The following is an 18,194-nucleotide window of genomic DNA, read 5'->3' on the forward strand; positions in this document are numbered from 1 at the left end:
TAATAATTTTTCGGTACTTTATCATATTAAAATATAAAGTTAAGGAGATTATTATTAGAAAAGACAATAGACCATATTGGTTAAAAAAGATTTCTCAAAAATTTGTAAAAATATATGTGAGACATTTTCTTGAACCTCAATTTTTGTATCTAGGAAAGGGGGGTGCTTTTTTTAAACCTAGACATATAAAAGTATTTGGTAATAACGTATTCATTGATGATTATCCAACATTGATTGGTGCAAAGGATGCAAATATACAATTTACTTCATGGAATATATCAGATCATAAAGGCGAAATTAAAATAGGAAAGTATTGTTTAATCACGCCTGGTGTTCGAATTATGGCTGCAGAAAAAATCCATATTGGAGATTCATGCATGATAGCACATGGTGCATATATATCTGATGCTGATTGGCATGGCATATATGATAGATCTAAGCCGGTAGGCAAAACCAAACCAGTAATTTTTGAGGATAATGTGTGGATAGGAGATACTGCAATTGTATGTAAGGGAGTAAAAATAGGTAAAAATAGCATCATTGGCGCGGGTTCTGTTGTTACAAAAGATGTTCCTCCAAATACGGTATTTGCTGGCAATCCTGCAAAAAAAGTTAAAGATCTAGATATTAAAAACTTTACTTCAAGAAAAGATTTTTTTAAGGATCCTATTAAGCTTGCGAATGACTTTGATGCTCTAGATAAATTCTCTCTTGGAGACAACTCGCTCTTTGGATGGATAAAAAGCTTATTATTTCCAAATAAAAACAATTAATGATAGTTGTTGTTGATAAAGACATTAAAAAATTTAAAGAAATAACTTCAATAGTAGAAGAATTTAGTGATATAGAATTTAATTATGTAGAAGACAAAGAGATCAATAATAAAAAAATAAAAAATGCTGATGTATTGTTTGTAAGATCAACAACAAACATTTCAGAAAATCTTTTAAAAGAATCAAAAATAAAGTTGGTTGGTTCTGCAACTTCTGGTATTGATCACTTAGATACAAATTACCTTGAAAGTAAAGGCATTAATTGGTTTTATTCTCCAGGCTGTAATTCAATATCTGTGATGAATTATGTATTAAGTTGTATAAATTTTTTATTTAAAGAAAAATACTTGAGAAGAAATGACAGTATTGGAATAATTGGCTGTGGAAATATAGGCAATTTAGTGAGACTTGCACTCAATAAATTTAAAATAAGTGTCAAAGTATTTGATCCATACATCACCAATGAGCATTCAGCTGAATATAAAGATTTAATTAAATGTAAGTTACTTACTTTTCATGTTCCATTAACAATGAATCATTTACATGCTACATATAAGATGATTAATAAAGAATTCATTTCTAAAATGAAGCCTTCAATAATTATTAATACCTCAAGAGGAGAGATTGCTAAAGAAAAAGATATCATTGATAGCAACTTAATATATTTATCAGATGTTTGGGTAAATGAACCGGAGCCCTCAATTGATATTTTAAACAGAAGTATCATATCAACTCCTCATGTGGCTGGTCACAGCATGAGAGGTAAATTGAATGGCACATTAAAATTAATATTTGAATTAATGCGCTTTTTGAAAATTGACATTAATAAAACGAATGAGTATGAAAAAAAAATCATCAGCTTAATAAACTTTGAAGAATCTAAAATTATTTCATCAATAGAACAAATTGATACATTATATGATGTAGAAAAAGAATCATCTTCTTTTAAAAAAAAGCTAATAGGCAGTAATCATAGAATAAAGAAAAAAACTTTTAATTTAATCAGATCGCAACACAAAGAAAGGCAAGAATATATTCTTTAAAATATCTTTTTTTATATATAGAAACCTTCTTTACTCAATATATATATATAATTTATACACATTGGCATAGATTTTGCTTTATATATAGATATGTATAGCGCCAAAGTTTATGAATATTATTAAAAACGAAGATATAATTAGTGCTAAATTATTTATTAAAAATATTTTATCTCAGACTATTGAGAACCCAAACAATCCAGACTCACTAAGTTTCTTTCAGTCTGATACCTATAGGTTCTATTTTTTAATATGTTTTATGTTGGAATATTTTGAAAACAATGAAATATCTCAAGAATATGCTATTTCTCTAGTTCCAAAAAAATATGCTTCACGTATAAAAAGATTGCAAGTTCTTAAAAGCGCGGTTCAACTTGGTTTTATTACTGAAACGCAATCGAGTCATGATAAAAGAAGAAGGATATATCAGCCCTCAAATATATTGTTAAATGATTTTCTTGATTACACAAAATCAGTATTGAATCCATAAATTAAATTTTTTCATTTTTCTATTATTTAATATAAATCTACCTATATGGATTGTTGTTTATTACAATTGTAATATGTCAAAGATATATAAATCTGAAGAAGAATGGCGAACTTTCTTAAATGAAGAATCTTTTCGAGTAACAAGAAAATCAGGGACTGAAAAACCATTTACAGGAAAATACTGGAATTTTGATAAAGAAGGTATTTATAGATGTGTTTGTTGTGGCCAAGAATTATTTTTATCTAAAGCAAAATTTGATTCAGGATGTGGTTGGCCTAGCTTTTTTGTGCCTTCAAGCAATCAAGTAATTGATGAGCATGTTGACTCTTCTTTTGGCATGGTAAGAACAGAAGTAAAATGTTCAAAATGTGATGCACATTTAGGCCATGTCTTTAATGATGGCCCAAATCCAACAGGCTTAAGATATTGTATAAATTCAGCTTCTTTGGACTTTAAAAATTATGACGAAAAAAAATAAACCTTTCGTTTTCTATAATGCTTTAAAAAAAGTCATAGGGCTTACAGGTTTATCTAGAATTTTCGGACTTGTAAGAGATATTGCTACAACCAACTTACTTGGTGCCTCTATTTTCCATGATATTTTTGTAGTTGTTTTAAAAATTCCAAATTTGTTTAGGCGATTTTTTGCCGAAGGTGCATTCAATCAAGCTTTTATTCCAATATATAGTGATTTTGAAAAAGAGAATCAAAAAGATGCTACAGATGAGTTTTTAAATTCTCTTGCAGGAATTTTAATAAGTTCTTTATTTATCTTCACTATATTAGTCTTAATTTTTGCACCCGTTTTTATCTTTATTTTTGCTCCCGGTTTTTACTTAGATCCAATGAAGAAAGATATATCTATTAATGTTTTAAGAATAATGTTTCCTTATTTAGCTTTAATTTCTCTTGTGGCGTTTGCAGGAGGCATACAAAATACCCATAAAAAATTTTCTATTCCTGCATTTACCCCAGTAGTTTTTAATATATGTCTTATTATTGCTGCCATATTGGTTGCCCCAATGTTTGAGATGCCAGTGTATGTTCTTGCGTGGGGAGTTTTGTTATCAGGGGTACTTCAACTTCTTATCCAAATTCTACCTCTATGGAGAATAAATAGACTCCCAATTCCAAAACTAAACATAAACAATCCTGGATTAAATAAATTTTTTAGGCTTATTTTCCCTGCTATTCTTGCTGGTGGAATAATTCAAATCAACTTACTTATCGATACAATTTTCGCATCTTTCTTAGAAACAGGAAGCCCAACATGGCTTTATGTATCCGATAGATTGGTTCAATTTCCGATGGGTATCTTTGCTATTGCAATTGGTACAATACTTCTACCAACACTTTCAAAATATGATTTAAATTTTGAAAGAGAACAATTTATTTTAAGCATTCAAAAAGGACAAAGATTTGTTTTATTTATAGGTGTTCCATCATTAATAGGTTTATTTTTTTGTTCAGAGGATTTGATTAGTACTATTTTTTATAGAGGTGCCTTTACAGCATCAGATGTTATTAATTCATCATATAGTCTTATGGCGCTCTCATTTGGCTTACCATTCTTTATGTTAATGAAAGTATTAACACCTGCTTTTTTTGCAAGAAAAGATACTAAGACACCCATGTATGTCGCATTAATATCTTTAATTATAAATGCAGTTTTAAACTATTATTTAGCATTTATTTTAAATTATGGGCACGTTGGAATTGCAGTTGGAAGCTCAATAGCAGCAATTGTTAGTGTTTGCATTTTAGAAATAGTTTTATATAGAGATGGGTTTATCAAAATTAAAAATATATTTAATAAATTTAACTTAAACATAGTAATTTCAAGTTTATTTGTAATTGTTTTTTTATATTTCTGTACATCCAAAATAAATTTTATTGAGATATCGCAGTCTGAAAGAATAGTATTTCTTTTAATTAAAGTTATAGTTTCAATTATTATTTATTTTGCTATTTCAAGATTAATATTAAAAAAGCCAATAAGATTTTTATTTGATTAAAATGTATTTAATAAGAGGACAGCATAATCTAAAACTTTTTAAATTAAGATATCCTGAAATTCCTTTATGCGGAACAATTGGAAATTTTGATGGATTACATTTAGGCCATCAAGCAATTTTGAAAAAAATTCAAAATAATGCAAAAAAATATAATTCAAAAACAATTGTTTTCTTTACTGAGCCGCATGCTGCAGAATATTTTTCAAAAATAGCAAGCAAGAACCAAAATCCTCCACCGCGAATATGTCCATGGCGAGAAAAAGTAAAACTTCTCAAAAATAGCGGAATAGATTTTGCGTGTTTTTTAAAATTCAATAATGATTTAAGAACAATGTTACCTCAAGAATTTATATCTCAAATATTAGAATCAATAAATCTTAAGAGCTTTACAGTTGGTGATGACTTTAGGTTTGGTGCCGATAGGAAAGGCGACACGGATCTCTTAAAAGTCTGGGGGAAAAAAAATGGAGTGTTTGTAGAAAATACAGAAACTATTTTTTATGGGAATGAACGAGTAAGCAGCTCAAGAATAAGAAATGAACTTTTAGATAATAATTTTGAACTTGCAGCAAAACTTTTAGGCAGACCTTATACTTTTTCAGGTAAAGTAGTGCACGGTCAACATCTTGGAAGAACTATTGAGGCCCCAACTGCAAATATATGGCTACCAAACCAAAGACTGCCAATTGAGGGTGTATACGCAGTTAAATGTATGTTAAATAATACAAAACATAAGGGTATTGCAAATATGGGTGTTAGGCCAACTGTCGGTGGTGAAAAGCCAGTTCTAGAAGTGCATTTATTTGATTTTAATCAAAATATTTACTCAAAAAGGCTTACCGTCAAATTTATTAAAAAAATAAGAGATGAAAAGAAATTTGATAATTTAGACATGTTAAAATTACAGATCCAAAAGGATATATCAAAAGCAAAAAATATTTTAGACTCTTCTAATGACTAATTACAGAGATACATTAAATCTTCCAGAGACTGAATTCTCAATGAAAGCAGGATTGCCTAAAAAAGAACCAGAGATGTTAAACTTTTGGTCAAATAACGATCTTTACAACAAAATAAGAAATAAATATAAAGATAACAAATTATTTTTATTACATGATGGCCCACCATACGCAAATGGAGATATACATTTAGGGCATTCAGTAAACAAAATCCTAAAGGATATTACTGTCAAATTTAAAACCCTTCAAGGTTTTAACGCTCCATATGTGCCTGGTTGGGATTGTCATGGTCTTCCAATTGAGCTTAATGTTGAAAAAAAACATGGAAAAAATAGCGAACTTGTAAAAAATAAAGAGAGCTTTCAAAAAGCATGTAAAGAATATGCTGAAAGCCAAATAAAAAAACAATTAAATGATTTTAAAAGACTGGGCGTGCTTGGTGATTGGGAGCATTCATACAAATCATTAGATCCAAAATTTGAAGCAGACATCGTTAGGTCTTTGGGTATTATCTATAAAAAAGGTTACCTAGAAAAAGGTGAAAAACCCGTTCATTGGTGCCATGAAAGTGGATCATCCCTAGCAGAGGCAGAAGTTGAATATATTGATAAAACATCTAAAGCAATTGATGTCGCATTTAAAGTTGATGCTTCATCTTTAAAAAATGTAAAAGATTTATTTAATGCTGAAGATTCAGCTGAAATATCGTTCGTTATTTGGACCACAACACCATGGACAATACCCTCAAATGTAGCAGTATGTATCAATCCTAAATACAAATACTCACTTATTAAAATGAATGATAAATTTTATGTAATTGCATTTGAGATGATTGATCAATGTTCCAAAAGATGGAACCAAAAATTCGATGTTATATCGACAATACATGGTAAAAAATTACGTGATATTGATCTTATTCATCCATTTTTAGATAGAAAATCAGTTCTTTTGCATGCAAATCATGTTACAACTGAAACAGGAACAGGTTGTGTTCATACTGCTCCGGCTCATGGTATGGATGATTATTTAATATGTAAGAAAAATAGTATTGATACTATTCATTCTTTAAATAATAAAGCCTTTTTTAAAGATGAATTGGATTTTATTGCAGGACTTCCTGCTATGAAAGCAGATCCGCTTATTATTGAAAAATTACAAGAGCACAATGCACTCATTAATATAGAAGATTATCATCATTCTTATCCTCACTGTTGGAGACGCAAAACACCTCTAATTTTTACATCAACGCCTCAGTGGTTTATTTCAATGAAAAAAAATAATCTCATCAATGATGCCCTAAAACATATCAAAAGTGTTAATTGGGAACCCTCATGGGGTCTTCAAAGAATTGAATCCATGCTTATTGATAGACCAGATTGGTGTATCTCTAGACAAAGAAATTGGGGTGTCCCAATAACTTTAGTTGTTCATAAAGATACTGGAGAAATCCATCCCAATCAAAACGACCTATTTGAAAAATTTGCACAAGTTATCGAAAAAGAAGGAATTTCAGCTTGGGATAAATTGAATTTGAAAGATTATATTGATGATCATGAAGAATATGTTAAAACTTCTGATTCTCTTGATGTTTGGTTTGATTCTGGAGTAACACACTATGCAGTTTCCACAGAAAGATTTGGTAGTAATGTCGTTGCAGATCTTTACTTAGAAGGCTCAGATCAACATAGGGGATGGTTCCAATCTTCATTATTAACAAGTATAGCCATGAAAGACTCTGCGCCGTATAAAACAGTTCTGACACATGGATTTGTTGTGGACGAACAAGGAAGAAAACAATCAAAATCACTTGGAAATGTTGTCTCACCTCAGAAAGTGTGGGATAACTTAGGAGCAGACATTTTAAGGCTTTGGGTTGCTTCAACTGATTTTAGAAGTGAAATGGTGGCATCTGATGAAATATTAAAAAGAACCTCGGATCAATACAGACGTATTAGGAATACATTCAGATATATATTAGGTAATTTAAGTGATTTTAGTGATAAAAATAAAGTTAAATTTGAAAATCAAATTGAATTAGATAAATGGATTATTAATGAAACAAAAATCCTGCAAAAAGAAGTCACAAGTTTATATGAATCCTACTCTTATCATAAGGCAATTCAAAAAATACATAACTTTTGTGTTAACGAATTAGGAGGAATATATCTTGATATAGTCAAAGATAGGCTCTATACCTGCAAAAATGATTCTTTGGCAAGAAGATCATGTCAAACAAGCCTTGATTTAATTTTGAATGTATTGGTTAGGTTAATTGCTCCTATCCTTTCTTATACGGCAGAAGAAATATGGCAATCAAGTAACAGATTGAATAGTCAGGAAGATTCTGTTTTTCTCTCAAATTTTGATATTTCTGAAATAAATTTTGAATCAAATATCAATCAATCTGAATGGAAAAGAATTTTTGAAGTTAAAGATGCTGTCAATCAATCAATAGAAGAAATGAGAAATGATAATAAAATTAAAGGATCACTTGATTCGGTAGTTACTATTCAAGCTAATTCAAATGATCTAAATGTTCTAAAAAAGTTAGGCGAGGAACTTCACTTTTTATTTATTTCTTCAGAAGCAATAGTTAACGAAGGAAAAAGTTTTAAAATCAAAGTCAATTTTTCAAAAAACACAAAATGTGTTAGATGTTGGCATAGATGTTCATCAGTTGGATCTTCTAATAAACATCCTGAATTATGTAATAGATGCATTAAAAATATAGATAATGAAGGTGAGCAAAGAAACTTTGTATAAATTACATTATCTAACATTAATCATTGTTCTTTTTGTATTAGATTTGGTTTCAAAAAATTATGCTGAAAATAATATTTCATTTGGACAATCTTATACAACTTTCTTGCCATTTATAGATTTCTTCCTAATTTATAATTCTGGCATTGCATTTGGTTTGTTTGATGGTTATGGAGATTTAGCCTCTAACATTTTATTAATTATTACTGTTATTATTCTTGCATATCTCATAAGAATGCTTATCCAAGAAAAGGTTCAAATTGCTAAATTAGCATTGTCATTAATTATTGCTGGTGCGCTGGGAAATATTGTCGATAGAATAGTTGATGGTAGAGTTACAGATTTTCTTCATCTAGAGATCGCTAACTTTTCTTTTTTTATTTTTAATCTCGCGGATGCATTTATAACTCTTGGAGCTATTTTAATTATATACTTTGAATTAATTTATAAAGCAAAAAAATGACTAAAGAGATTAAATTAGCAAATCCTCGTGGTTTCTGTGCTGGTGTTGACAGGGCTATTGATATTGTAAATAGGGCTCTAGATAAATATGGAGCACCAGTTTATGTAAAACATGAAGTTGTTCATAACAAAGTTGTTGTAGATAATTTAAGAGATAGGGGTGCAGTTTTTGTTGAAGAAATTGATGAAATACCAGATGATTCGCTTGTCATTTTTAGCGCACACGGTGTTTCAAGTGCTGTTGAAGACGAAACAAAAGCAAGAAATTTAAATTTTTTTGATGCTACTTGCCCACTTGTCACAAAAGTTCATATGGAGGTGAAAAGACATGCAAATGCTAATAGAGATATTATTTTAGTTGGTCATGAAGGCCATCCAGAGGTTGAAGGTACAATGGGAAGACACATAAACAAAGATAATAGCTCAATATATTTGGTTCAAGATGAACAAGATGCTAAAAATATAGAAATTAAAAATACAAATAATTTGGCTCTCGTAACACAAACTACTCTTAGCGTTGATGAAACTAAGTCTATTATTGCAATTTTAAAAACAAGATTCCCGTTAATTAATATTCCAAAAAAAGATGATATTTGTTACGCAACTCAAAATAGACAAGATGCTGTTAAGCAACTTGCTCTTGAATCTGATTTTCTAATAGTTGTTGGATCAAGTAATAGCTCTAATTCAAACAGATTAAAAGAATTGTCAGAAAAATGTGGTTGCAAATCTGTTTTGATAGATGAATTTTCGGATTTAGACCTTGATGATCTTAAAAACTATTTAAAGATCTCTATTACTGCAGGTGCATCTGCACCAGAATCGAAGGTCATAGAAATAGCGAAATCTATAGAAACATTTACAGATGCAAAAATTATAGAATTTGGAGAAGATAATGAAGATATTTATTTTAAGTTACCACCTGAATTAAGATAAATGCTTATAAAAGACCATCTATTAAAAGATCACATTTTTTTGAAATCACCAAATTTCAATGATAGGCCTAACTTAGTTCATCCAACTTTAATAGTTATCCATTGCATAAGTTTGCCTGAGGGTAGTTATGATAATCAAAACGTTGAAGACTTTTTTCTCAATAAACTAGATTTTAATTTAAATCAAAGCTTTAACGACATTAAAGATATGAAAGTTTCATCACATATTTATATTAAAAGATGTGGAAAAATTATTCAGTTTGTTCCATTTAATAAAAGAGCTTGGCATGCTGGTATTTCTTGCTTTAATGGTATTGAAAATTGCAATGATTATTCAATTGGAATTGAACTTCAAGGCACTGATCAAGAACCTTATGAAGATAAACAATACATTTCTCTGATATCTATTACATCGCTGTTATTAAAACATTATGATTCTTTGAATAAGAAAAATATAGTTGGTCATTCAGATATTGCTCCAAATAGAAAATCAGATCCCGGCAAACAATTTGATTGGAACAGATATATAAAAAATGTTTGATTTAAGAAAAATGCTGGTGATTAGTTCATTTGGATTCGCATCAGGTCTTCCATATATTCTTATTTTTTCTACTCTTTCAGCATGGTTGAGGGATGTAGGTATAAATTTGAGTATTATTGGATTTTTTTCCTGGATTGTTTTGACATACTCTCTAAAATTTTTATGGGCACCTGCGATAGATAGATTTTCTATACCGATTCTGAACAAATTTGGTAAAAGAAAAAGTTGGATAATATTCTCACAACTCATCATTATTTTTTCATTATTGATTCTTTCAACAATTAATCCTACTGAAAAAATATTAGCGTTTGTAGTGATTGCTTTTTTTGTCGCTTTTTTTGGTTCTATTCAAGATATTGCTATAGATGCATTTAGAATTGAATATGCAAACTTATCTGATCAAGGAAATTTAGCGGCAGCCTATCAATTTGGATACAGACTTGCGATTTTAGTGGCAACATCTGCAGCCTTAATAATTGCAGATGTTTATGATTGGTCCTTTGCCTACCTATTAATGAGCAGCTTGATGTTAATTGGACTTGCAGCAGCCATTTTTTCAAAAAAAGAAAAAACAAATAATGATCTAAAAGTATTAAATTTTTCAGAGGCCTTTATAAATCCTCTCAAAGATTTTTCAAAAAGATACGGTCTTACTCTAGCCTCAATGATTTTATTAGTTGTTGCAACTTACAGACTTACTGACATAGTTATGGGCCCAATGGCAAATCCATTTTACATAGATATGGGTTATACCCTTACTCAAATTGGAAGTGTAATTAAAGTAGTAGCGTTAATAGCTTCAATATGTGGTGTTTTTATAGGAGGAATATTAATCAAAAACTTTGGCCTATATTACTCTTTACTAGCCGGAGCATTTCTTGTGATGTTCACTAACTTATTTTTTTCATATGTAGCAGTAACTCAAGATGTTTTTTTAAATATCGCTAATTTAGAGATACCTTTAAATCTCAGCATTGTTGTTAGTTTGGATAGTATAGCTGCAGGCATAGTCGGGACTGTGAATATTACATTTTTAACAAGCTTGGTTTCTAAAAAATATACAGCAGTTCAATATGCGCTACTAACTTCTTTTATGATGTTACCAGGCAAATTTTTTGGTGGCTTTTCTGGATTAATAGCAAATTATTTTCAAACTATTTCTAACTTAAATTTTGGTTGGATGTTTTTTTATATTTTCACTTCACTGCTTTCAATTTTGCCTTTATATTTAATATACTTAAATAAAGACTTTTTGAGAAATAATGAAAAATATATTTAAAGCTATATTTTTTATATCTCTTTTTCTTATTTTTATTTTTAGCATACTTTCAGCATCCCAAATTTCTAATTTAGCTAAATTGAGTTTTTTTTCAGATAAATTAATACATTTTTTAATTTATTTTTATTTAACGTACATTGGATTAATATCATATTTTCACATCAATAGACTGTTTTTAATATTTCTAATTTTTATTTATGGGTTCTGCATAGAAATTATTCATTTTTATCATCCAAACAGACTATTTGAAATATTTGATTTATTAAGCAATCTTCTCGGAATAGTAGCAGGCTCGTTATTGTTTAACTTAAAATTTTTTTTTGAAAAGTATTGATTTCTTGATTTTAGGCCCTAACTACTATTTAAATTAAACAAACTAGAATAAAATTCATTATTAATTTTTTTGAACGGGAGATATAAATGAAATTAAGACCATTACATGACAAAGTTTTAGTCAAAAGAACTGAAGAAGAAGAAACCTCATCTGGAGGTATTATTCTTTCTGGATCAGCAAAAGAGAAACCGTCCCAAGGCACAGTTGTTTCTGTTGGTCCGGGTAAAAAGAATGAATCAGGCGAAATTAGCCCATTAAATGTCAAAGAAGGAGATACAGTTGTGTTTGGGCAATATGGTGGGAATGAAATTAAACTTGATGGTGAAGAGCTTCTCATTTTAAGTGAGAGTGACATCTTCGGAGTCATAGAATAAAAATTATAAATTATTGGGAGAAATTAAATGTCAGCTAAAGATGTAAAATTTGGAGATAACGCAAGAAGTCAGATGCTCGATGGTGTCAATACACTTGCAGACGCAGTCAAAGTAACTTTAGGTCCAAAAGGGCGAAATGTAGTACTGGATAAATCTTTTGGAGCACCTACTGTTACTAAAGATGGTGTTTCAGTTGCTAAAGAAATAGAGCTTGAGAATAAATTTGAAAACATGGGCGCTCAGATGATAAAGCAGGTTGCTTCTCAGACTAATGATGAAGCAGGAGATGGAACAACTACTGCTACAGTGTTAGCCCAATCAATTGTCAATGAAGGTAATAAAGCAGTTGCAGCAGGTATGAATCCAATGGATCTAAAACGTGGAATTGACAAAGCTGTATTAGCTGCTGTTGAGCATGTTAAAACATTAAGTGTTCCTTGTACTGATGATAAGGCAATTTCACAAGTTGGAACCATATCAGCAAATGGTGATGATGCAGTTGGACAAATTATTGCAGAAGCAATGGAAAAAGTTGGCAAAGAAGGAGTCATTACTGTTGAAGAAGGAAGTGGTATTGAAAACGAGCTTGATGTTGTTGAAGGCATGCAGTTTGATAGAGGCTATCTATCTCCATATTTCATAACTAATCAAGACAACATGACTGTAGAGCTAGAGAACCCGTTGATTCTTTTGTTTGACAAAAAGATATCAAATATTAGAGATCTACTTCAACTTTTAGAAGCTGTAGCAAAAGCTGGTAGACCAATGTTAATAATAGCTGAAGATATTGAAGGCGAGGCATTGGCAACTTTAGTTGTTAATAATTTAAGAGGAATCGTTAAGGCTGCAGCATGTAAAGCTCCTGGTTTCGGAGATAGAAGAAAAGCTATGCTTGAAGATATAGCAATTTTGACAGGTGGCACAGTTATCTCTGAAGAAGTAGGTCTTTCTCTGGAGGGCGCTACCATTGAAGACTTGGGAACATCTAAAAGAGTTACTCTTAACAAAGATAATGCAACCATTATAGACGGTGCAGGTGATGAAAAGTCAATTGCAGCAAGAGTTAATCAAATAAGAGCTCAAATTGAGGAAACAACCTCAGATTATGATAAAGAGAAACTGCAAGAAAGAGTGGCAAAACTTGCTGGCGGAGTTGCAGTCATTAAAGTTGGTGCTGGTTCTGAAGTTGAAATGAAAGAAAAGAAAGCAAGAGTTGAAGATGCCCTTCATTCTACTCGAGCAGCAGTTGAAGAAGGTGTTGTTCCTGGAGGAGGGTCCGCACTAATAAGATGCTTAGAGGCCGTAGAAAAAGTTACTGGCGATAATGAAGACCAAAATGTTGGTATCAACATTGCTAGAAAGGCTTTTGAAGCTCCACTGAGACAAATTGTATCAAATGCTGGTGAAGAGTCTTCTGTAATTTTAGCAAATGTCAAAGACGGTAAGGATTCTTATGGATTCAACGCATCAACTGGTGAATATGGTGACATGATAGAGATGGGTATTCTTGATCCAGCTAAAGTAACCAGGACTGCAATTCAAGCAGCAGGCTCGGTTGCAGGTATGATGATTACCACTGAAGCTATGGTAACTGATGTTCCTAAAGACGACACTCCAATGCCTCCAATGCCAGATATGGGCGGCATGGGTGGCATGGGTGGAATGATGTAATCTCTTTGTGTATTGATTTAAAAGAACGGGGAATTTTCCCCGTTTTTTTATTAGATTTAAAATAAAAATTACTTTAAGATATAGCTACACATTTTAGAGGATTATCTATGGAACTTTTAAGCGACCAAGCATTTTTTAGATCTTTTCATATTCTTTTTGGGATAGCATGGATAGGCTTATTATATTATTTTAATTTTGTTCAAACTGAATATGTAAAAGTTGCAGATCCAGATGCAAAAGCAGATGTCATGAAAAAACTTGCTCCAAATGCATTGTGGTGGTTTAGATGGGCTGCTTTTTTTACTTTTTTAACTGGTTTGATTTTAATTCATCAAATAACAGCAAGACTTGGTACTGAAATAATTCTTGGTATCACCATGGGAACATTAATGATGTTAAATGTATGGGGTATTATATGGAGAAATCAAAAAATTGTTTTAGGAATGAAAGATGGAGACGTAGCAGTTGCTGCAGCAAAAGCAGGACTTGCTTCAAGAACAAATACATTATTTTCTGTTCCAATGCTCATGTACATGGTTTATTCTGCTCATGCTCCAGGTTCTTATTTAGTGCTGGATGATTGGAATCCAACTAGCTTAATTATTGGTTTGGCAATCATATTTTTAATTGAAGCAAATGCGATTTGGGGCAAAATGCTTCCAATGATTGCAAGCGTAAGAGGTGTTATTACATCGTCATTTGTATTGACTGTTATTTTTAAAGTATTAACTGATTTTTTATAAAATATAAATATTAATTAATTTTTTTTATTTTTATTTTCGTGATTATGTTGTCTTCTATTTGTATTACTTCAAATCTATAGTTGTCAATTTGAACGCAAAGACTTGATTGAGGAATTTGATCAAGATACTCAGTTATTAAACCATTTATTGTTTTAGAACTATCTTCAGGAACACTCCAATTAACAAAATTATTTAAATCTCTTATCCTTGAATTACCATCTGTAATAATTGAGCCATCTTTCTTTATATCAAATTCCTTTTTGAGTTCTTCTCTGGCATTACCAAATTTGCCAACAATCTCCTCCAAAATATCCTCTAATGTTACAAGACCTTGAATCTCACCATATTCATCAACCACCAGCGCCATATTTCTATCAAGCTTCTGAAATTCTCGCAACTGCTTCATTAATTCAGTTGATTGAGAAACAAAATATGTTTCAAGTAAAAAATCTTTTATTTCTGCTTCTACTTCAAAATTATCTAAAAAGGAATGAGAATCTTTTAGATGTAGAATTCCAATCACATTATCAATATTTTCTTGATAAACAGGAAGTTTTGAATAGGATGATGACTCAACAATACTTCTTGCATTTTCATTGTTTGCATTAATATCTATTCCTATAATTTCAGAGGTTGGAATCATAATATCTTCAACTATAAGTTCTTCCATACCGAGCACAGAAGATAATATTCCTCTATATTGTTTTGGAATTAGCTCTCCAGATTCTTCAAGAAGAGTTTTAAGTTCTTTAGTATTTAGATTATCATTTTCAGCCAAGTCAATTGAACTTATGTTAAATAAACTTAAAATTTTTGAACTTATAATATTTATTAAATAAATTAATGGATTAAAAATTTTTAGAAGTATTTTAAGAATTATTGATGAATTTGTAGCGAAGCTTTCTGGTTTGATTGCGGCAATAGTTTTGGGTGTAATTTCTGAAAATATTAAAATAACTATTGTTAGTATTACCGAACCTAATAAAACGTTTCCGCCAAAATAATTTATCATAATTATTGTTACGATTGCAGATGCTAAAATATTTGCAAAATTATTACCTATTAGAATAGTTGATAAAAGCTTATCCGGCCTTTTCAAAAGTTTTAATGCCCTTTTTGCGCCTCTGTCTGGTTTTTTTGCTAGGTTCTTTAACTTAATTTTGTTTGCAGCCATCATTCCAGTTTCTGAGCCTGAAAAAAAACCACTTAAAATTAATAAAGAAATTAAGACTAGTATTAAAAAAAGAAATGAGGGATCTTCTTGCATTAAATTAATTATAAACTATGTAAGAATTTCCAATATAAGCTATTAAAACAGCGATCATTGAAACGAGCATGCCTCTAGTAGCAAATTTAATAGATAAATTAAAATAACGCATTATTATTAATGATAATAAATAAACTACCCAAGCAATAACAGTAAAAACACTTTTTAATAATAAATTCGAAGAAATATTAGACTGTATACTGAAACCTGAAACTAAAGCTATAGTTAGAAACGAAAGCCCAATTCCTAATAAATAAAATACAATTCTATAGTTTTTTTCAATTGAAAATTCATTTATATCAATCAAATTTCCAGTTTTAATTTTTTTTATATTTCTCTCGAGTATTACTATTTCACAATAAGCAATAAATAAAAACAATAAACATAAACCAGCTGCAATAAAATGAACTGTTGGTAAAAATTTAATGTAATCATAAATGTACAAATATGCACCAATATAAATTCCAGATGAAATAATTGCTGACAGATAAAGAGAATTTTCTCCCTTTACAGAAAATCTTATAATAAAATAAGTCACAATTGAGATTGTAACTTGGGTGATAAAACTCATAAATTAACCTGAAATATAAACACTTTATATATTAACACTATCAATATTATCAAGGTTAACCTAAAATACATTTCTTTTTTACATTTAACGATATAAATATGGTAATTATTAGACTAGCTAGAAGCGGAGCAAAGAAGAATCCATACTATTTCATCACTGTTGCTGATGAAAGAAAACCTCGTGATGGATCATTCATTGAAAGACTTGGATTTTTTAATCCAAGTGCGCATGGACAAGAGGAAAGACTAAGAGTTGATCTTGAAAAATTAGAGGAATGGATCAAAAAAGGTGCTCAGGTTAGCAACAGAGTTAAATCACTTGTTAAAGAAGCAAATATGACTCCAGAAGAATTTCAAGCAAAGTTTGATGCAAAAAAAGCTAAATCTGAAGCAAAAAAAGTAGCTATTGCAGAAAAGTTAGCAAAAGAAGCAGAAGTAGCAGCTGAGGAAGAAGCTCCAGCAGAGGAAGCACCAGCTGAGGAAGAAGCTCCAGCTAAGGAAGAAGCTCCAGCAGAGGAAGCTCCAGCTGAGGAAGAAGCTCCAGCTGAAGAAGAAGCTCCAGCTGAAGAAGAATCTTCAGATGATAAAAAAAATTAACATTGAAAATTTAATTTGCATTGGATCAATTGGTAAGCCCAAGGGCTTAAGTGGAGAGTTTTTTTTAAATTCCTACTCTTATCCTAAAGAAAATATTCTTAATTATTCAAATTTTATTTTTGAAAATGATTCACTTATTGATTTTAATATTTCATATGTAAAAAAGATAAACTCCAAATTTGTTGCTAAAATCGAGCAGATAAATAACAGGGAAGATATAAAAAAATATACCAATGTTCTTATATATATTTTAAAAGCAGACTTACCGGAATTAGATGATAATAATTTTTATTGGCATGAACTAATAGGGATGACTATTGTTAATGAGACCAAAAATGAAAATCTTGGTATTGTTGACGATATTGCCAACTTTGGTTCAAATGACTGTTTAGTTGTAAAATGCACAAGTGAGTCTATCGATAATCAAAATAGATTAATACCTTTTATAAGAGACATATATATAAAAGAGATTGTTTCTAAAGAAATGTTAATTTTAGTTGACTGGGAAAAAAATTATTAGTCATGCGTTTCAATATTATTACAATTTTTCCAAAAATATTTAATGCCTTAGATGATGGAGTTGCTGCAAAATCTATTAAAGTTGATATCTATAACCTCAGAGAAAAAGCATTAAACAAACATGGTCAAATAGATGCTAAACCCTATGGTGGTGGTGAAGGTATGGTTCTAATGCCAGAACCATTAAAAGATACACTCTTAAGAATTCCAAAAAAAAATAAAGGAAAAGTAATTTACTTGTCACCACAAGGAAATAAAATTGATCAAAAAAAAGTAATTGAATTAACTAAAAATAATGCATTAACTTTCATATGTGGAAGATATGAAGGTATTGATCAGAGATTTATTAATAAATATGTTGATGAAGAGATCTCTCTAGGAGATTTTGTCTTAACTGGTGGAGAATTAGCAGCAATGTGCATAATTGATGCAATTTCAAGAAATTTATCAGGAACTCTTGGAAACAAAAACTCACTAGTTAACGATACTTTCTACAAAGGTATGCTGAAAGGTCCAACTTATACAAGACCAGAAATATTTGAAAATGAAAACATACCAAAAGTTCTTCTTTCAGGGAATCATAAAAAAATACAAGAATGGAGAGAAAAACAGTCTCTTATTCAAACATATAAAAGAAGGCCTGATTTATTAGATAAATTAGAATTAACAAAAAAACAAAAAAAAGTCTTGGAAGAATTGCATTCTAAGGATATCCTATAGCACTTTTCAGGCATGATTTATGAGTAATAACGACGATAATAAAAAAAAGGGCTTTTTTTCAAGATTATTCGGAGGAATTAGCTCTGTATCTGATAAAAAGACTGAAGAGGAAATTAAAAACGTAGCCTCTGAACTTCCTTCATTG

At 30.3% G+C, this 18,194-nt stretch carries 19 protein-coding genes; 17 read left to right on the plus strand and 2 right to left on the minus strand.

The annotated features are described in order from the left end of the window. Positions 1-116 precede the first annotated feature (116 nt). The 14 genes from M9C80_02060 (at position 117) to M9C80_02125 (ending at position 14,376) form a co-directional block, all read left to right on the plus strand. Positions 117-773: an acyltransferase gene (locus M9C80_02060; GenBank protein URQ69961.1), complete on the plus strand. Its 657-nt coding sequence runs from the start codon at positions 117-119 to the stop codon at positions 771-773. After that, a complete protein-coding gene (locus tag M9C80_02065) occupies positions 773-1,816 on the plus strand; it encodes an erythronate-4-phosphate dehydrogenase (GenBank protein ID URQ69962.1) in 1,044 nt (347 codons plus the stop codon). The genes M9C80_02060 and M9C80_02065 overlap by 1 nt, the downstream gene beginning before the upstream one ends. A 109-nt stretch (positions 1,817-1,925) precedes the next feature. Further along, a complete protein-coding gene (locus tag M9C80_02070; GenBank protein ID URQ69963.1) occupies positions 1,926-2,303 on the plus strand; it encodes a hypothetical protein in 378 nt (125 codons plus the stop codon). A gap of 73 nt (positions 2,304-2,376) precedes the next feature. Beyond that, positions 2,377-2,781: a peptide-methionine (R)-S-oxide reductase MsrB gene (gene msrB, locus M9C80_02075; GenBank protein URQ69964.1), complete on the plus strand. Its 405-nt coding sequence runs from the start codon at positions 2,377-2,379 to the stop codon at positions 2,779-2,781. After that, positions 2,765-4,318 carry a murein biosynthesis integral membrane protein MurJ gene (gene murJ / locus M9C80_02080; GenBank protein ID URQ69965.1) on the plus strand — a complete coding sequence of 518 codons (1,554 nt, stop codon included), beginning with the start codon at positions 2,765-2,767 and terminating at the stop codon, positions 4,316-4,318. Before msrB ends, murJ begins: the two co-directional genes overlap by 17 nt. A gap of 1 nt (position 4,319) precedes the next feature. Continuing rightward, positions 4,320-5,279, plus strand: a complete 960-nt coding sequence (gene ribF / locus M9C80_02085; GenBank protein ID URQ69966.1) for a bifunctional riboflavin kinase/FAD synthetase — start codon at positions 4,320-4,322, stop codon at positions 5,277-5,279. Continuing rightward, a complete protein-coding gene (gene ileS / locus M9C80_02090) occupies positions 5,272-8,040 on the plus strand; it encodes an isoleucine--tRNA ligase (protein ID URQ69967.1) in 2,769 nt (922 codons plus the stop codon). The genes ribF and ileS overlap by 8 nt, the downstream gene beginning before the upstream one ends. Beyond that, positions 8,018-8,500, plus strand: a complete 483-nt coding sequence (gene lspA / locus M9C80_02095; protein ID URQ69968.1) for a signal peptidase II — start codon at positions 8,018-8,020, stop codon at positions 8,498-8,500. The genes ileS and lspA overlap by 23 nt, the downstream gene beginning before the upstream one ends. After that, the gene (gene ispH, locus M9C80_02100; protein URQ69969.1) at positions 8,497-9,435 is read left to right on the plus strand and encodes a 4-hydroxy-3-methylbut-2-enyl diphosphate reductase; all 939 of its coding nucleotides are present in this window, start codon (positions 8,497-8,499) and stop codon (positions 9,433-9,435) included. The genes lspA and ispH overlap by 4 nt, the downstream gene beginning before the upstream one ends. Further along, positions 9,436-9,975, plus strand: a complete 540-nt coding sequence (gene ampD, locus M9C80_02105; GenBank protein URQ69970.1) for a 1,6-anhydro-N-acetylmuramyl-L-alanine amidase AmpD — start codon at positions 9,436-9,438, stop codon at positions 9,973-9,975. After that, positions 9,968-11,254, plus strand: coding sequence for an MFS transporter (locus tag M9C80_02110; GenBank protein ID URQ69971.1), 1,287 nt, complete (start codon positions 9,968-9,970; stop codon positions 11,252-11,254). The genes ampD and M9C80_02110 overlap by 8 nt, the downstream gene beginning before the upstream one ends. Positions 11,255-11,674: 420 nt before the next feature. Beyond that, entirely contained in the window at positions 11,675-11,962 is a 288-nt protein-coding gene (locus tag M9C80_02115) for a co-chaperone GroES (GenBank protein ID URQ69972.1), read from the plus strand. Positions 11,963-11,989: 27 nt separating this feature from the next. Then, on the plus strand, positions 11,990-13,633 hold the full coding sequence (gene groL, locus M9C80_02120; GenBank protein ID URQ69973.1) for a chaperonin GroEL: 1,644 nt from the start codon (positions 11,990-11,992) through the stop codon (positions 13,631-13,633). A gap of 107 nt (positions 13,634-13,740) precedes the next feature. Beyond that, positions 13,741-14,376, plus strand: a complete 636-nt coding sequence (locus M9C80_02125; protein URQ69974.1) for an antitermination protein NusG — start codon at positions 13,741-13,743, stop codon at positions 14,374-14,376. A 10-nt stretch (positions 14,377-14,386) separates the two neighbouring features. Here M9C80_02125 and M9C80_02130 read toward each other — a convergent pair whose 3' ends face one another. Both M9C80_02130 and M9C80_02135 read right to left on the minus strand, forming a co-directional pair. Next, entirely contained in the window at positions 14,387-15,643 is a 1,257-nt protein-coding gene (locus M9C80_02130; protein URQ69975.1) for a CNNM domain-containing protein, read from the minus strand. 4 nt (positions 15,644-15,647) lie between these two features. After that, positions 15,648-16,214, minus strand: coding sequence for a hypothetical protein (locus M9C80_02135; GenBank protein URQ69976.1), 567 nt, complete (start codon positions 16,212-16,214; stop codon positions 15,648-15,650). 98 nt (positions 16,215-16,312) lie between these two features. On the opposite strand from M9C80_02135, the gene rpsP reads away from it, so the two are divergent. From rpsP to trmD, 3 genes are read left to right on the plus strand one after another with little or no spacing between them, the layout of a single operon-like run. After that, entirely contained in the window at positions 16,313-16,810 is a 498-nt protein-coding gene (gene rpsP, locus M9C80_02140) for a 30S ribosomal protein S16 (GenBank protein URQ69977.1), read from the plus strand. Further along, the gene (rimM, locus tag M9C80_02145) at positions 16,794-17,330 is read left to right on the plus strand and encodes a ribosome maturation factor RimM (protein ID URQ69978.1); all 537 of its coding nucleotides are present in this window, start codon (positions 16,794-16,796) and stop codon (positions 17,328-17,330) included. Before rpsP ends, rimM begins: the two co-directional genes overlap by 17 nt. A 2-nt stretch (positions 17,331-17,332) precedes the next feature. Continuing rightward, on the plus strand, positions 17,333-18,049 hold the full coding sequence (gene trmD / locus M9C80_02150; GenBank protein ID URQ69979.1) for a tRNA (guanosine(37)-N1)-methyltransferase TrmD: 717 nt from the start codon (positions 17,333-17,335) through the stop codon (positions 18,047-18,049). Positions 18,050-18,194 lie beyond the last annotated feature (145 nt).

The sequence above is a fragment of the SAR86 cluster bacterium genome, assembly GCA_023703615.1.
In the GTDB taxonomy this organism is placed as follows: Bacteria; Pseudomonadota; Gammaproteobacteria; order Magnimaribacterales; family D2472; genus MED-G85.

Excerpts from the sequence above, each read along its gene's own strand:
- ileS (URQ69967.1), top strand. The coding sequence starts at position 5,272 with ATGACTAATTACAGAGATACATTAAATCTTCCAGAGACTGAATTCTCA.
- rimM (URQ69978.1), top strand. The coding sequence starts at position 16,794 with ATGATAAAAAAAATTAACATTGAAAATTTAATTTGCATTGGATCAATT.
- M9C80_02130 (URQ69975.1), bottom strand. The coding sequence starts at position 15,643 with ATGCAAGAAGATCCCTCATTTCTTTTTTTAATACTAGTCTTAATTTCT.
- murJ (URQ69965.1), top strand. The coding sequence starts at position 2,765 with ATGACGAAAAAAAATAAACCTTTCGTTTTCTATAATGCTTTAAAAAAA.
- msrB (URQ69964.1), top strand. The coding sequence starts at position 2,377 with ATGTCAAAGATATATAAATCTGAAGAAGAATGGCGAACTTTCTTAAAT.
- rpsP (URQ69977.1), top strand. The coding sequence starts at position 16,313 with ATGGTAATTATTAGACTAGCTAGAAGCGGAGCAAAGAAGAATCCATAC.
- M9C80_02070 (URQ69963.1), top strand. The coding sequence starts at position 1,926 with ATGAATATTATTAAAAACGAAGATATAATTAGTGCTAAATTATTTATT.
- M9C80_02115 (URQ69972.1), top strand. The coding sequence starts at position 11,675 with ATGAAATTAAGACCATTACATGACAAAGTTTTAGTCAAAAGAACTGAA.
- trmD (URQ69979.1), top strand. The coding sequence starts at position 17,333 with ATGCGTTTCAATATTATTACAATTTTTCCAAAAATATTTAATGCCTTA.
- M9C80_02065 (URQ69962.1), top strand. The coding sequence starts at position 773 with ATGATAGTTGTTGTTGATAAAGACATTAAAAAATTTAAAGAAATAACT.
- groL (URQ69973.1), top strand. The coding sequence starts at position 11,990 with ATGTCAGCTAAAGATGTAAAATTTGGAGATAACGCAAGAAGTCAGATG.
- M9C80_02135 (URQ69976.1), bottom strand. The coding sequence starts at position 16,214 with ATGAGTTTTATCACCCAAGTTACAATCTCAATTGTGACTTATTTTATT.
- ribF (URQ69966.1), top strand. The coding sequence starts at position 4,320 with ATGTATTTAATAAGAGGACAGCATAATCTAAAACTTTTTAAATTAAGA.
- M9C80_02125 (URQ69974.1), top strand. The coding sequence starts at position 13,741 with ATGGAACTTTTAAGCGACCAAGCATTTTTTAGATCTTTTCATATTCTT.
- ampD (URQ69970.1), top strand. The coding sequence starts at position 9,436 with ATGCTTATAAAAGACCATCTATTAAAAGATCACATTTTTTTGAAATCA.
- M9C80_02110 (URQ69971.1), top strand. The coding sequence starts at position 9,968 with ATGTTTGATTTAAGAAAAATGCTGGTGATTAGTTCATTTGGATTCGCA.
- ispH (URQ69969.1), top strand. The coding sequence starts at position 8,497 with ATGACTAAAGAGATTAAATTAGCAAATCCTCGTGGTTTCTGTGCTGGT.